This window comes from Myxococcus sp. MxC21-1 (genome assembly GCF_032612255.1).
Lineage (GTDB): Bacteria > Myxococcota > Myxococcia > Myxococcales > Myxococcaceae > Myxococcus > Myxococcus virescens.
This window is the reverse complement of the sequence record NZ_CP123278.1, coordinates 3,560,653-3,574,479: the sequence shown is the minus strand read 5'-3', so window position 1 is coordinate 3,574,479 and position 13,827 is coordinate 3,560,653. Positions and strand designations below refer to the sequence as shown.

The following is a 13,827-nucleotide window of genomic DNA, read 5'->3' as shown; positions in this document are numbered from 1 at the left end:
ATCAGCAGGTCCAGGTACAGGCCGTGCCGCCCCACACCTCGTTGCAGCGCCCTTCCGTCTGGGGAATCGAGTCGCAGAAGCTCTGCGCCGTCCCCGGAAGCGCCTGGCAGCAGCCCGTGCACGTCCAGATGCAGGAGCTGCCCTGGTTGACTTCGTTACAGCGCCCCGGCGTCTGGGGAATCGAGTCACAGAAAGCCTGGGTCGTCCCCGTTAGCGCCGTGCAGCACCCCGTATTGAGCGCCGCCTCTTCGCTCACGCTGTCGGACGCCGCGCCTTCTTCGTCCACCACGCCACAGCCCGTGAGCCCTGCGACGGCCAGCAACACGGCACCGTGAAGCGCGAACCGCTTCAGTGAACCACGCATGCGAAACCACCTTTCCTGAGCAAGCTGCATGGGCAGCCTAGCCCGAGGAAAAGCGGAAAAGCACGGTGCACTGCAGAGATGGCGCACCACGCCCCAGCGGTAGCGCCCCCGCCACTCCTTGGACTCGGCGCCCGGTCGCGACATGAGTCCTGGGCCATTCATGGCAGGGGAGACAGGATTTGAACCCGTGGAGTTACCTGGAAGCCCACGCCCCTGCGGCCTGCCGCCTGGATGGGCCGCTTGGGCCGGCATCGCCCTCATCTCGACGGACAAGACGTCTCCGGTCTCGGTCCTTCGCTGAATGGCCGCGCCGCGCTCTCTCCGCGAGCTCATCCGCACGCGGGTCTATCAGGTGAGCCAAAGGCATGTGTTCACGCGAGCCACGTGAAGCCTGCGTGCCAGGCGAGCGCTTCCTCAAGGCCTCAACGCAGAACGCCCCTGCGTGTGCGGCCGCGTGTCAGCAGGACGCGCGCTGCCATGCCTGGCCCCACCAGCGGTCTGGAGTACAGGGCCCGGCGTCCCGCTGCTAGCTCAAGAGCGCCGTGCCTTCCGTCGCAGGCGCGACGTACACAAACTCCGGCGGCGTGCGGCCAATCGACGCCGCACCACCCCTGGAGAGCCGAGAATGAATTCGAATCAGTCCAAAGCGGCGCGCCCCCACCTGGAGTTCCTCAGCGTGCGGGCCTTGCTGTCGTCGCTGGTCCTCTTCGGAGGAAGCGCGAATGCCGCCGAGGTCATTCAGCAGTTTCGCCAGCCCGAGTCGCGCGATGCGACGGGAAAACTCCTCGTCGAGGAGTCGGTCGTCAGCATCATCAACTGCAATGGCCCGGGTGAGAACGGCGGCCAGTTCTACATCTACCAATATGTCAAACGTCCGGGGGTTCGGGCCATCCGGCCCCCTGACTGGAGCCAGCCAATCGGCGGACGTGATTTCGCCGCCTTTGAAGAGGCGGTCGGGGCGGCCTGTGCACCCGCTTCTGCCCCGGGAGGCCCGACGCCGGGGGCCCCCACCCCTGCCGGCTGCTGGAAATTCTCCGGCACCTGGTCGGACAACATCTTCGGGACCATGCAATTGGTCCAGGTTGGCGAGAGCGCCAGTGGCACCTATACCGGAACGACATCGCCCGGCGCCATCAACGGCAAGGTCACGGGCCAGGCCTTCGATGGAACCTGGGTCAGTCGTGAGGGCACGTCCGGCACCGTCCATCTCGAGCTGAGAGGGGATGGGAGCACCTACGAGGGCGAGGCGAGCACCACCGGCTGGGGGAACAAGGTCAGCGGCAAGTGCGTGGGCCCGCCGCCCGCGGGGTGATGCGGGGCGCGTGGGCACCTCCACGGGCAGGCGAAGCGGGGGCGCTCCTCGCTTCTGCCTGCCGCAGCACCGACAGCCCAGCAAGAGTGCGGACGGGCGGCGCCGGAGCATGCGAGACTGACCGGATGGAGCTCTGGATCAACCCTGCCTGTTCAAAGTGCCGCGCCGCGATGGCCGCGCTGGATGCGTCCGGTACAGCCTACGTCGTCCGCCACTACCTGGAGTCGCCCCCCACCGCTGCGGAGCTGGAGGCCGTACTCGGGAGGCTCGGGCTGGAGCCCTGGGAGCTGGTGCGCATGGGTGAGGCCGCGGCGACCGAGGCCGCGCTGGAGATGCTGCCCAGAGACGCGACACACCGTGCCGACTGGATTGCAGCCATGGTCCAGCACCCAGAGCTGATTCAGCGACCCATCGTTACCGCCAGCGACGGGACGACTGTGGTGGGGCGGAGCCCGGAGGCGCTGGAGAGGGTGCTCGCCGCGGAGCGCGGCTCGGGCACCTGAGCGGGGGCTTCAGGCCGCGTGAGCTTCGTCCGTTTCCGGAGGCCGACATCGTGCCCGCCTGGCGAAGACTTCCGCACTTTCGCCGAGCGCTGTCAGTGCCCGCGGACCTCGAACGTGCGGGCTTCGGGCTCCATGAAACGCAGGAGCGCCTCGCCCTCCTTCACCAGGGCGTCACGGTCCTTCTTCTTGATGGGCGCAAAGGGCTCGACGACGAGCGTAGCCGCCGCGCGCTTGCGCTCCACCGTCCACGTCCCGGCGATGAAGCCGTCCACGAGGAAGGTGGCGGGGACTCGCAGATTCTTGGTGATGAGCTTGGAGCGGTACGCGTCATCCACCAGCCGCGCCCGGTCCTCATGGCCGAGCACCAGGCTGTCGAACTCCGGGAGGAAGCGCGCGGGTGCGGCCGTGTCCTCGTCCGGCCGGGGTGCCTTGGGCAGGTCGAACAGCTCCCGCCCCTTCTCGTCCCGGAACGTGCGCAGCGAAGGCCGAAGCGCCTCGAAGGTGGACTTCAGGCCCTTGAGGCCGGACCAGGTCTGGGCATCCGTCACCGATGCGGGACCGAAGGCCGCGAGGTAGCGCTGCACCAGCGTGGGAAGGTCCGCTTCGGCGCGCAGCGGTGCGCCCAGCCAGGACTCCGCGACCGCGAAGTCCGTGGTGCCGGGGTAGCCCCACTCCGTCTCCGTGGGGACCTGGATGAGGGGTAGGAACATCCGCACCGCGAAGCCCATGGCGCGTTCGTCGTTCTGGGGATGCCGGGCCACCAGGTGGTCGCGCAGCGCCTCGAAGGTGCGCGGCGCTTCATCGAAGAAGGCGCGCGCTTCCTTGACGAGCGGCGCGACGTCCAGCCCCTTCGCGCGCTCGCGCAGCACCGACGCCACAGAGGCTTCGAGCAGCGGTGTGAAGCTGGCTCGCAGGTGCCGGTAGTCCTCCGCGCTCGCCAGGTGCAACGTGCCGCGCATCAACGTGGCGCGGACCACCTCCTTGCGCTGGAGCAGCACCTGGAGCGCGTGTCGCTCGAAGCCCGCGACACGCGACCACAGGCCGATGAACGGCGGCTTCGCCTGTTGGGCCTGAAGCGCCAGGAGCTTCTCCACCGCGCCGAGCACGGACGTCTGCTCACGCGCCAGCAACATCTGCCGCGCCAAGGTCGCGCGGTTGAGGGCCCTGAGGGTCAACGGAGTATCTGGCATGTGGCCTCGCTCGCGGGGTGCACCTGGCGGGTCGTGGTGCGAGTCGCGGAGGTGTAGCACTTCACGAACGAAGGGCGAACATGCCCGGTACTCCTGGAGCCCGGCACACCGGAGTGCCACATTGCACGGCATGAATGTGGACTGGCTCGACATGATGACGACACCCGCCGCCCTCGTGGACCTGGACCGTGTGGACGCCAACCTGAAGCGCGTGGCCATGTACACCCGCCAGCACGGCCTGCGGTGGCGGCCCCACACGAAGACGCACAAGACACCGGAGTTCGCCGCGCTCCAGCTCGCCGCCGGAGCCCAGGGCGTCACCGTGGCCACCGTCCGCGAGGCGGAGGTCATGGCCACCGTCTGCGACGACATCCTGCTCGCCTATCCTCCCGTGGGCGACGACAGGCTCGCCCGCCTCATGGCGCTACCACCCCACGTCCGGCTCACCGTGGCCCTGGACTCGGGCGAGGCGCTGGAGATGCTGAGCCGCGCGGCCCGGAGGGCGGGCCGTACGGTGGGCGTGTTGGTGGAGCTGGACCTGGGCATGCGGCGCGTGGGCCTCCAGTCCACCGGGGACGCCATCGCCCTGGCCGGTAACGTGGCGTTCGGCAGTGGCCTGGAGTACCGGGGCATCACCTTCTACGCCGGACACCTGCGCCTTCCCCAGGAGAAGCTGGGCTCTGCGATGCGCGCACAGTCCGAGCGGCTGGCGGCCTTCATCGAGGCCCTGACGGACTCGGGACTGCGGCCCGAAACCGTGAGCGGCGGCTCCACGCCGACGCTGTGGCGTTCGCACGAGGTCGCCGGGCTCACGGAGATTCGCCCGGGCATCAACATCTTCAACGACCGCAACTCCGCGACGGTGGGCGCGTGCGCATGGGACGAATGCGCGTACTCCGTGCTGGCCACGGTGGTGAGCACCACGGTGCCGGGACAGGCCGTCATCGACGCGGGTTCCAAGGCCCTGGCCAAGGAGGAAGGCTTCACGGACGCAGGCGGGTACGGCGCCCTGCTCGACATGCCGGACGTCCTGGTGCGCGGCCTGTCCGAGGAGCACGGCCTGCTGGACCTCTCCCGCACCGACTGGCGGCCCCGTGTGGGCGACCGCGTGCGCGTGGTGCCCAACCACGCCTGCGCCTCCGTCAACCTGCACGACCGGTTGCACCTGCTGCGTCAGGGTACCTGGGCCGGCACGCACGCCATCACCGCACGCGGCTGGTGACACGCGCCACTCAGTCCATGCGCTGGAGTTCCTTCGTCAGCGACTGCTCCATCTCGCGAATGTTGCGATAGACGATGCAGCGATAGGACGCGACGTCGAAGCGGAGTTCCTTCACGTCACGCACCAGCAGCAGCGTGGGCCGGCCTCGGCCCCATGCGTAGCCGACCTCCAGGTACACGTTTGGATTCGCCAGGGACAGGTCGGCAATCACCACCTTCGCCGTCTCGATGCGCTCACGGATGCGCTGGATGATGGGGCCGTCGAACAGCTCCTGGTCCACGCGCTCGCACAACATGCCCGCGGCCTTCACCGGGCCCTGGATGCCGTAGTGATAGGTGTCCTCCAGCTCGGGTGCGAAAGGCATGGCCACGAAGGCGTGAGGCTTTGCCATGGACACGGTACCCGCCGTCGCCAGCGGTGGAGCCTGCGTCACGGCTGACATCCGCCGAACACGGAAGCCACCGTCCGGAAGCGGCTCCACGCCAGGCGTTGCGCTCAAGCCGCGCGCGAAGGCCTTTGCCAGTCTTTGCGCCCGGCTCGCGTTCCGCTCCACCACCGTGAAGCGCGTCAGGGATTGGGGGCCGGAGCCACGTTGGAAGGCTTCAGTTGGGGCCATGAACGGTGCCCGCGACATGCGCGAGGCCCGAGTGGTTCTCCAGGGCCGCCAGCGCGCGCACCGCGAACTGGCGAATCTCGTGGTAGCCGAACTCCCCCAGGCGAACGGTGCCCACGATGAGCGCCCGTGGCGCGGTCAGCGCCCCCGCGTCTCCACGAGGCGCGTCGCGCCCGGCGCGAGCTCGAGCTGCGCCAGGGGAACGCCCGCCAGCTCCAGGCGCCGCGCGGCTTGACCTGTCGCGCCATAGAGACTTTGTGCGTATTTGAACAGCACCGCGTCCGCGGTGAACTCGGTGAGGTCTCCTACCTTCAACGCCACGTCGAGGAACTGGGCCATTGCGCCCCACTGTAAAGCCTTGCGCCTGCTGTTCCCAACCCGACGTCCACGTCTGCCCATCAGTGCATGACGCAATGCGCCTCTCTTTTTCTCGGCTATCAAGTACGTCCTGTCTGAAGATCTCCGTTTGTGTTGTGTTAAGGAACGCCCCTGGCCCTTGGGGGGTCCATCCCGACACAGCCATGACGGCACGGGGCACGGAGGAGAGTCATATGGAGCGCATTGCAATTGTTGGCGCCGGCACCGCGGGACTTCACCTGGGTCTGAAGCTGCTGTCCCACGGTGTGCCCGTGACGATCTACACGGAGCAGGAGCCGAGCAAGCTACGGGTTTCCCGTCTGCTCAACACGGTGGCGCACCATGCCCCCACGCGCATGCGCGAGCGCATCCTGGGCGTGGACCACTGGAGCGGCCCCAACGCTGACATGTTCCATATCGGCATCCATGTGAACGGCGGCCCTCACCCGTTCAGCCTTCGGGGCCGCGTGGATTCCCCCTCCATCTTCGTGGACTACCGGCAGTACCAGCCGCGTCTCGCGGAGGACTTCGTCGCGCGCGGCGGCAAGCTGGAGGTCCTTCCCGTGGACCTCGACGTGCTGGAACGCCTGGCCCAGCAGCACGCGCTGATGGTGGTCGCCACCGGCCGCAATGGCCTGACACGCCTGTTCCCTCGCATGCCCGCGCTGTCGCCGCACACGCAGCCGCCGCGCATGCTCTTCGCCGCGCTGCTCAAGGGCGTGCGCATGCAAGAGCCCATTGGGATGAATGCCAACCTGATTCCGGGCCAGGGCGAGATCTTCGAGTCCCAAGTCGTCACCGAGAACGGCCGGGTCCCCAGCGTGCTCATCGAAGCCCTTCCCGGCAGTGAGCTGTCGCGGCTCAGCACGCAGCGCTACGACGAAGACCCGCGCGCCTTTGAGGCGATGCTGATGGACTTCCTGCGGCGCTTCGCGCCCACCACCTACGAGCGCGTGGATCCAGCGAGCTTCGGCGTGCGAGGTCCCATGGACTACCTCCAGGGTTCCTTCACGCCGACGGTGCGCCAGGGCTGGGCGCCCCTCTCCAACGGCCGCTTCGCGCTGGCAGTGGGCGACACGCACGTGACGAACGACCCCGTCGCGGGCCAGGGGGCCAACGCAGCGTCCGCTTCCGCCTTCGCGTTGGCGGAGCACATCGTCACCGCGCTGGCGGACAACCGTCCCTTCGACGAGGTCTTCTGTCGGGAGGCCGAAGCGGGCTCGTGGGCCGCCACCGCGCCGGCGACGCACTGGACCAACGCCCTGCTCCAGCCGCCGCCTCCGCACGTGATTGACTTGCTGGCCGCTGGCAGCAAGGACGCGCGGGTCGCGGATGCCGTCGCCACCGCCTTCGTGACGCCCGAGCTCATCCTCTCCGCATGTGCCAGCCCGGAGAGCACCGCTGCGTTCATCGCGCGGCACCGCCCCATGGTCCGCGAGGCCGCGCCGCCTCCCAGCCCCTGGCGTGGCACCTGCCTCCCGAGGAGCCCAAGGTCACTGTGTCGCTGACCCGCTGAGGACCCTTGAAGTCTTCGCGACGAGGCGGCGCAGACAGGCCGCCTCGTGCGGCTGTGCTCCAACACAGCGGCCTCGCTCGCGGATGCGCGGAGTGCGAGCGCGTGATTCAACCCTGCTCCGCTGGGGACGTGCGGTTATCTTCCGCGCCATGCGATTCGCCATCTTGGGCTCTGGAGGCGTCGGTGGTTTCTTCGGCGCGAAGCTGGTCCGCGCCGGGCATGACGTGACGTTCCTCGCGCGCGGAGCGCACCTCCGCGCCATGCGGGAACACGGGCTCACCATCCGCGGCGCCGAAGGAGACTTCACCGTCGCGGTCAAGGCCGACGATGACGTCCAGCGCTTCGGCCCCGTGGACGTCGTGGTCCTCGCGGTGAAGAACTACGACGTCGCTTCCGTGCTCCCCGCGGTGAAGACGTTGCTCTCCGCGCGAGGCGCACCGGCGCCAGGCGAAACGCCGCCCTTCGTGCTCACCTTGCAGAACGGCGTGGACATCCCCTCCGAAGTGGCCGCCGCCGTGGGCGAGGCCGCCGTCCTGGGTGGCACCACGTACATCTCCACCGCCATCAGCGAGCCCGGCGTCATCACCCAGACCGGAACGAACCACCGCATCGTGCTCGGAGAAGTGTTCGGTGACACCTCGCGCATCTCGGACCGTGCGCAGTCCCTGCGGGACGCGCTGGCCGGTGCGGGCATCACCGTGGAGGCCGTGGCGGATGCGCGCGGAGCGCTCTGGGACAAGCTGTCCTTCCTCGCCTGCATCTCCGCGTTCTGCACCGCGTCCCGGCTGCCCGTGGGCGCCCTCCGGGACAATCCGGCCTTCCGCGAGGTGTTCCGGCAGGCCTCCGCCGAGGTGCTCAGCGTCGCCGCCGCGGAGGGCATCACCACCACGCGCACGCCGGACGCCCTGGTGCAGTACATGGACGGGCTGCCCGCCCACATGCGCCCATCCATGCTGGGCGACCTGGAGAACGGCAAGCCGCTGGAGGTCGAATACCTCCAGGGCTCGGTGGTGCGCCGGGGCCGCGCGCGGGGCGTCCCCACACCGGTGATGAGCACCCTCTATGTCCTGCTGCTGCCCCACGCCCAGGGGGAACGAAAGGCCTGAGCCCCGGCGCCCGGCTGGAGGCCAGCCAACACCCTCCCCGCCTTCAGGGCCCGCGCAATCGCCGGGCCCGATGGGCATATGAACGTCATATGACCGAGCCGAAGCCCCGCCCTTCCGAGAACGAGCTGCCCCCCGTCTTGGGCCGCGTGGCCTTTCTCGCCGTCGTGTCCGGCCTGACGCCGCTCATCCCCGTCCCCTTCCTGGACGACTACGCGCTCCGGCAGGCCCGCGAGAGCATGGTCCTCACCATCCTCTCCGAACACAGCCTTCCCAGGCCGGCCCGGGCGGTGGAGGTCCTCGCCGGCTCACACGTTGGCCGAACGGCGGGCGGCCGACTGATGAGCTACATGAAGGGACTGGCGCTCTTCCCGGTGCGCAAGCTGTTCCGCAAGATCTTCTTCGTCTTGTGGGTGAAGGACTGCGTGGATGTGGCGTCATCAGCGCTGCATCACGGCTACCTGCTCAACCATGCCCTGGACCGTGGCGACCTGAGACCCGAGGACCTGGAGGGCCCGCTGCCCGGGAAGATTCACGACGCCATCGTCGCCGCCTGCGCGGAGTTGGACCCGCGCCCCGTCAATCAGGCCCTGCGCCGGCTCTTCGTCGGCAGCCGCCTGCTCATGGCCGAGGCCACTCGCGCCTTCTTCAGCTCCGACGCCCTTGGCCCCCGTACGCCCGAGCCGGGCGAGAGCGCCGAGGTGAAGACCTTGACGGAGCGCCTCATCGCCGCACTCTGGGAGGAGCGCGGTTACTTCGCTGCGCTGCAACAGCACTACGACACGCACCTGAAGGCGCGCCACGCCCCGTAAGGGGCTGGCGTGTCACGGCGCGGTGTCAGCGGCGGCCAGCGGCTCGCGGATGCGCCGTGAGAAGTCCGGGCGCCCATCCGCCGCCTGCGCGCGCGCGTTGATGTGGTAGCGCTGGCGCACCTGCTCCAGCGGCGCGTCCCGGTCGATGAGCTCCAGCTCATACGCCAGGGCGTCCGAGAACGCCGGCAGCAAGGTCCGGTGGTCGTAGGGCACCCGGCTCTGGCTCACCTTCTCCAAGTGCCGCACCAGGTTGGTCGTGCAGTTGTTGGTGAGCGTGTCGTAGAACTCCGGCTTCTCGTGCAGCGCGTTCATCCGCGCCACCATGTCGAGGAAGAAGCTGGTGATGCGCTCCTTCGACGCATCCACCGGGTAGAGGTAGACGTCATCCTTGCGGTGGTTGGAGCGCAGCTGCACCAGGTCCCGCTCGTCCCCTACCACGTAGGTGAGCTCGAACTGGCGGAACAGGCCGCCCAGCGCGGAGAAGGTCTCCCCCTTCTCGCGGCGGACCTCCACGGAGAAGACGAGGTAGCGCCCATCCGCGAAGCCGAAGCTCACCATGGTGTGGGCCGCGCCCCAGACGCCGGAGAAGGGCTCCACGATGAACCACGCGCCCGTGAGCTCACGCGTGTCGTACGTGGCCGAGTACCACGACGCATCCCAGTCCGACGTGGTGCGGTAGCGGAAGTCACGCACGTCATGCAACGTCACACGGGAGCCCTCCACCACCGCCCGGGCGGAGCGCGCCAGGTCCGGCGCCCAGTCCGCCTGCGTCGCGGGCCGTACCGTCTGGGTCCACCCCCAGATGGCCACACACCCAACGCCAATGACGGACAGGGCCGCCCCTTGTGAGTGACGCCGCCAGGCGACCACCGCGCCCACCGCGAGCAGCCCGGCCCCCAACGCCCGCAGTCCGTGCGCGCCCTCGGGGCCCGCCCCCGTCAACGCCAGGGCCAGCGCGGCCCAGGTGACGCCCAGCGCGAGGAGCAGCGCGGTGATGACGCGGAAGACACTTTGCATGGCCGGCGAGTATATGCGGGCTTCAGACGCCGACCGCACCCACGCCTTCCGTGTCTTGACCCCTTTTCCTGGATTGTGGCCAGAATACGCCCCGTTCCAGGAGAGACATCAATGGCGGATGAGCGAGAGGACACGACCGTCTACAAGGTCGTGGTGAACCACGAGGAGCAGTACTCCATCTGGCCGGCCGACCGCGAGAACGCGCTCGGCTGGAAGGATGCAGGCAAGCAGGGGCTCAAGGCCGAGTGCCTGGAGTACATCAAGGAGGTCTGGACGGACATGCGTCCGCTGAGCCTCCGCAAGAAGATGGAAGAGCTGAAGTCGTAGTCACGGCACCGTCCGTGCGCACGCCCCTCGCGACCCCAGGCAACGGCGCCAGGGTCCGGGGGGCGTGCTGCATGAGCGGAACGACAGCGACGCCTAGAGGTCCGGCGGCGGCCGGACGCCCAGGTGGCACGCCCTCAGCGCCAGCTGCGTGCGGTTCTCCGCGCCCAGCTTCCGGTAGAGTTGCGTGACGTGGGACTTCACGGTGCGCTCGGCGATTTGCAGGTGCGCGGCAATCTTCAGGTTGTCCGCGCCGCCCGCGACATACGCCAGCACCTCGCGCTCGCGCTGCGTGAGCGCCAGCAGCACGCTCGCGGTGGGTGACGTCACTGGTGGATGTTCGAAGTCGTTCCTCAGGAGCTGCACCGGGAACAGCCGCTCGCCTCGAACCAGGGAGTTGATGGCGGATGCCACCGCCGTCGTGCCCAGCCCTGCGCGGAACAGGTAGCCGGAGGCACCCTCGTCGAAGCACTGCGAGATGATTTCCGGTGTGCTCACCGCGGAGAGCAGCAGCATCCGCACCTCCAGCCGGCGCTTGCGCGCCTCCCGCAGGAGATTGATGCCTTCCGTGACGGAGCAGCCCACGGCCGCCTCGCTGTCACCCTCCACGTCCATGACCGCGACCTGCGGCGGGTCCGTCCCCAGGCTGTCGAGGAACAGGCGCACATCCCTCGTCACCGAGGAGACCTGCACGCCTTCACCACGGAGCCCGTCGGCCAGGCCCTGCCAGGCTGCCCACGGTCCTTCCAGAATCGATACACGAATCGCTGCTTGATTGGTTGCCATGCGAAGGCCCCCCAGCCGTCATGGCGAAAACTGCATGAACAGACAACTGACCACAGCCGGCTCCGGTACGAGCAGGGCCAGTGGGTTGCATGACAGGGAAGAACGAGCGCGTCCGCTGAGCCACTCCGGAGTCGGCCTACCGATGTACGACTCGACTCCTGACTGTTTTCGACTTTCAGCTACTCCTGACGTCCCTGCGGGCCGCACCTCCTTCGGCCCAGGTTCATGGTCCAACGCAGAAACCCTATCACCGGGAAAGCGCAGACGCGAACCAGCCCCAATGGGAGTGTCCAGTGTGCATGAATCAGAGCCCGTTACAGGGGTTTCATCCGTTGGTTCGTCATCGCTGTCCGGAGCCGGACACGCCCGGGCGTCCACAAGTCGATGAAAGCCCCCTCCCGCACGGCGCTGACTGTCAACCGTGACACATGCGTCTGGGCCCTGAAAATCCCGCAAGTCCAAGCAGAAAAGGAGGTGCGACATGGAGGCGTGGGAGGAAGGCAGACGTGTATGCTGCCGACCCCGCATGCGCTCCGCTCCGACTCCCCATCTCGACGTCGCCACCCCCGAACGCGTGGCGCTCACGCTTCCCATCGCGGGCATCGGCTACCGGTGCCTCGCGTGGCTGGTGGACGCGAGCCTGCTGTTCTTCTTCTGGCTGGTGGCCTACTACTACCCGGTCACATGCGTGACGGCCCCCGAGGAGGTGCACGGGCGTTGATGTGACGCAGGCACAGAGGGCAGTGGCCGATGCGGCGCAGCAGCAGGTGCTGAAGGCGGCGGCGCACCTCGGGCAGTGTCCAGCGTGTTCTCCTCCGGGGGGGAAAGCGCCCGGCGGAGCGCGAGGAATCCGTGGGCTACCATGCAGAGGGTGGCATGGTGGTGGAAGCCTCGCCACCCTCGCCCCTCGAAGTGGTCAAGCCCCACCTCGCCTTTGAGTTCCTGGTAGTCGCGCTCCACTCTCCAGCGCAGCTTGGACAAGCGCACCAACTCCGTAAGCGACGTGTTCGCGGGCAGCGAGCAGAGCGAGTACTTCGTTGGAGCCTTCTCCTCCTGGGGCCACTCGATGAGCAGCCATACCTCTTCACTCGGCGCAGCTCGCTGGACGTGCCGCTCCGCCGTCCGCACGCGCACTGCGGCGAACCGGGAGGACTGCTCGCCCCGACTGCCCTCGCGCCAAGAGACTGTCTGGAATTCCTCCTTCGGAAGCTGAAGCGCCAACTCCTCGATGGCCCAGGGCTGCACGCCCTCGGCCACGTAGCGCGTGCGCGGGCGCCCGTTCTGCCCCGGCTCCCTCTCGGGCTTGCGCGGCTTGGCGCCGGGCGGCCACACCTTGCGCGTGCCCTGCACGCCCATGAGGTAGTGCAGGCCGCGCTCTCGCACGCCGTCGCGGAACTCCCGTGCATCGCCATACCCGGCATCGGCCAGCACGAGGTGTCGGCGTACGCCCCACGCCAAGGCGTCATCCAATTGGCGCAGCGCTATCTGCCACTTCTTCTGAAACTTCACTCCAGCCGGGACGCCCGCGGCCTTGCAGCGCTTCCTGCTGCGCGTCCACTCCTCAGGCAGGTACAACTGCATGGCGATGCAGCCGCTGCCCTTCTCTCCAGCAACATGCAGGCTGACGGCCACCTGGCAGTTCTCCGTCCGCCCCAGGGTGCCCGAGTACTGGCGCGCCACACCCACCGAATGCACGCCCTTCTTCGGCAAGCCCGTGTCGTCAATGACGAGGGCCTCCAAGCCCGGTAGCTCGCGCTCAAGCTTCCGCGCCAGACGTCGTCGCATTTCGGAGTCCTCCCAAGCCGCGCCGGACACGCACTGCTGAAGCCGCTGGCGCATGGCTTCTGTCTGCTCGGGGGCTGCGACGAGCCGGGCCGCCATGGGCTCGATGCTCTTGCGTTCTCCGTCGAGCAGCAGTCCCGTGAGGTAGCCGCCGAGGGCGCGACGTCTCTCGGTCCGGCCCATTCCCTCCGTCATCGAGTCCAGGAACTCGCTCAGCTCCCGGTCAAGCTTGTGTAACTGGGTGGGCATCATGCTCCGTCAACACGGGGCGTCCGCACCCGATTCATCTGACCGGGTAGTGCTACTTCGTCTTCACGTTGCTGGTGTCGGACGTGCTCGGCGTCTTCCAGGCGTTGTCGGGCGTGGGGCAGACGCTGCTGGTGGTGGGCGTCTTCGCCACGCAGTGGCTGTACTGGACGGTGAGCGAGGTCTTCTTCCACGGCCAGACGGTGGGCAAGCGCGTGCTGGGCATCCGGGTGGTGCGCACGGACGGCTCGCCCGTGGGTGTCTACGAGAGCGCGGTGCGCAACCTCTGCCGCGCGGTGGACTTCCTGCCCATGCTGTACGCCGCCGCCTGTGTCAGCATGCTGCTCACCCGCCAGCACCGGCGCCTGGGAGACCTGCTGGCCGGCACGCTGCTGGTGCGCGAGGAGCGCATCGACCTGGACAAGTACACCGCCGCGCCGTCCACGTCCGAGCCCTTGCCACAGGGCACGGGTGCGCGGCCCCTGTCTCCGGAGGACGTGGAGCTGGTGCTGTCCTTCCTCTCGCGCGCGCCGGGGCTGGCGCCGGAGGTGCGGCAGCGGCTGGGCGCGCGGCTGGTGGAGCGCGTGGGGCCTGACGACGCGGAAGCACGCGCGGCGGTGCTGGCGTCCGCGGAGAGCACCGAGGCCTTCCTGCGCGCCCGCGTCCAGGGAGCGCGCTGA

At 68.5% G+C, this 13,827-nt stretch carries 16 protein-coding genes and 2 pseudogenes; 10 read left to right on the top strand and 8 right to left on the bottom strand.

The annotated features are described in order from the left end of the window. Position 1: 1 nt before the first annotated feature. A complete protein-coding gene (locus QEG98_RS16510; RefSeq protein ID WP_316567339.1) occupies positions 2 to 364 on the bottom strand; it encodes a hypothetical protein in 363 nt (120 codons plus the stop codon). A gap of 365 nt (positions 365 to 729) precedes the next feature. Here QEG98_RS16510 and QEG98_RS41935 point away from each other — a divergent pair, with 365 nt between their 5' ends. The 3 genes from QEG98_RS41935 to QEG98_RS16500 all read left to right on the top strand — a co-directional run bounded on the left by QEG98_RS41935 (position 730) and on the right by QEG98_RS16500 (position 2,179). Further along, positions 730 to 894, top strand: a complete 165-nt coding sequence (locus QEG98_RS41935; RefSeq protein ID WP_410478027.1) for a PAN domain-containing protein — start codon at positions 730 to 732, stop codon at positions 892 to 894. 95 nt (positions 895 to 989) lie between these two features. Further along, entirely contained in the window at positions 990 to 1,676 is a 687-nt protein-coding gene (locus tag QEG98_RS16505; RefSeq protein WP_316567903.1) for a hypothetical protein, read from the top strand. Positions 1,677 to 1,801: 125 nt separating this feature from the next. Next, complete coding sequence (locus QEG98_RS16500; RefSeq protein WP_316567338.1) at positions 1,802 to 2,179, top strand: ArsC/Spx/MgsR family protein; 378 nt, start codon at positions 1,802 to 1,804, stop codon at positions 2,177 to 2,179. A 92-nt stretch (positions 2,180 to 2,271) separates the two neighbouring features. Here the strand turns inward: QEG98_RS16500 and QEG98_RS16495 are convergent, their stop codons facing one another. Continuing rightward, positions 2,272 to 3,369, bottom strand: coding sequence for a winged helix DNA-binding domain-containing protein (locus QEG98_RS16495; RefSeq protein ID WP_316567337.1), 1,098 nt, complete (start codon positions 3,367 to 3,369; stop codon positions 2,272 to 2,274). A gap of 130 nt (positions 3,370 to 3,499) precedes the next feature. Here QEG98_RS16495 and QEG98_RS16490 point away from each other — a divergent pair, with 130 nt between their 5' ends. Continuing rightward, on the top strand, positions 3,500 to 4,591 hold the full coding sequence (locus QEG98_RS16490) for a D-TA family PLP-dependent enzyme (RefSeq protein WP_316567336.1): 1,092 nt from the start codon (positions 3,500 to 3,502) through the stop codon (positions 4,589 to 4,591). A gap of 10 nt (positions 4,592 to 4,601) precedes the next feature. Here QEG98_RS16490 and QEG98_RS16485 read toward each other — a convergent pair whose 3' ends face one another. The 3 genes from QEG98_RS16485 to QEG98_RS16475 all read right to left on the bottom strand — a co-directional run bounded on the left by QEG98_RS16485 (position 4,602) and on the right by QEG98_RS16475 (position 5,525). Beyond that, complete coding sequence (locus tag QEG98_RS16485; RefSeq protein ID WP_316567335.1) at positions 4,602 to 4,955, bottom strand: hypothetical protein; 354 nt, start codon at positions 4,953 to 4,955, stop codon at positions 4,602 to 4,604. Between the two features lie 238 nt (positions 4,956 to 5,193). Further along, the gene (locus QEG98_RS16480) at positions 5,194 to 5,322 is read right to left on the bottom strand and encodes a hypothetical protein (RefSeq protein ID WP_316567334.1); all 129 of its coding nucleotides are present in this window, start codon (positions 5,320 to 5,322) and stop codon (positions 5,194 to 5,196) included. A 20-nt stretch (positions 5,323 to 5,342) separates the two neighbouring features. Further along, positions 5,343 to 5,525: a hypothetical protein gene (locus QEG98_RS16475; protein WP_316567333.1), complete on the bottom strand. Its 183-nt coding sequence runs from the start codon at positions 5,523 to 5,525 to the stop codon at positions 5,343 to 5,345. Between the two features lie 230 nt (positions 5,526 to 5,755). Here QEG98_RS16475 and QEG98_RS16470 point away from each other — a divergent pair, with 230 nt between their 5' ends. From QEG98_RS16470 to QEG98_RS16460, 3 genes are all read left to right on the top strand, one after another. Further along, a complete protein-coding gene (locus QEG98_RS16470; protein ID WP_316567332.1) occupies positions 5,756 to 7,069 on the top strand; it encodes a styrene monooxygenase/indole monooxygenase family protein in 1,314 nt (437 codons plus the stop codon). A 157-nt stretch (positions 7,070 to 7,226) separates the two neighbouring features. Further along, entirely contained in the window at positions 7,227 to 8,183 is a 957-nt protein-coding gene (locus tag QEG98_RS16465) for a 2-dehydropantoate 2-reductase (RefSeq protein WP_316567331.1), read from the top strand. Between the two features lie 89 nt (positions 8,184 to 8,272). Next, positions 8,273 to 8,992 carry a hypothetical protein gene (locus QEG98_RS16460; RefSeq protein WP_316567330.1) on the top strand — a complete coding sequence of 240 codons (720 nt, stop codon included), beginning with the start codon at positions 8,273 to 8,275 and terminating at the stop codon, positions 8,990 to 8,992. A gap of 12 nt (positions 8,993 to 9,004) precedes the next feature. On the opposite strand, the gene QEG98_RS16455 is transcribed toward QEG98_RS16460, so the two are convergent. Then, positions 9,005 to 10,009 carry a DUF4105 domain-containing protein gene (locus tag QEG98_RS16455; protein WP_316567329.1) on the bottom strand — a complete coding sequence of 335 codons (1,005 nt, stop codon included), beginning with the start codon at positions 10,007 to 10,009 and terminating at the stop codon, positions 9,005 to 9,007. A gap of 111 nt (positions 10,010 to 10,120) precedes the next feature. Here QEG98_RS16455 and QEG98_RS16450 point away from each other — a divergent pair, with 111 nt between their 5' ends. Further along, a complete protein-coding gene (locus tag QEG98_RS16450; protein WP_013939684.1) occupies positions 10,121 to 10,336 on the top strand; it encodes an MbtH family protein in 216 nt (71 codons plus the stop codon). A gap of 93 nt (positions 10,337 to 10,429) precedes the next feature. Here the strand turns inward: QEG98_RS16450 and fruA are convergent, their stop codons facing one another. Further along, entirely contained in the window at positions 10,430 to 11,119 is a 690-nt protein-coding gene (gene fruA / locus QEG98_RS16445) for a response regulator transcription factor FruA (RefSeq protein ID WP_011553167.1), read from the bottom strand. A 481-nt stretch (positions 11,120 to 11,600) separates the two neighbouring features. Between fruA and QEG98_RS16440 the strand changes: the two are divergent. After that, positions 11,601 to 11,792 (top strand): annotated as a pseudogene (locus QEG98_RS16440) (RDD family protein); the annotation flags it as partial. On the opposite strand, the gene QEG98_RS16435 reads toward QEG98_RS16440, so the two are convergent. After that, entirely contained in the window at positions 11,792 to 13,153 is a 1,362-nt protein-coding gene (locus QEG98_RS16435) for an IS701 family transposase (protein WP_316563859.1), read from the bottom strand. The pseudogene QEG98_RS16440 and the gene QEG98_RS16435 sit on opposite strands and share 1 nt — an antisense overlap. Positions 13,154 to 13,203: 50 nt before the next feature. Here QEG98_RS16435 and QEG98_RS16430 point away from each other — a divergent pair. Next, positions 13,204 to 13,827 (top strand): annotated as a pseudogene (locus QEG98_RS16430) (RDD family protein); the annotation flags it as partial.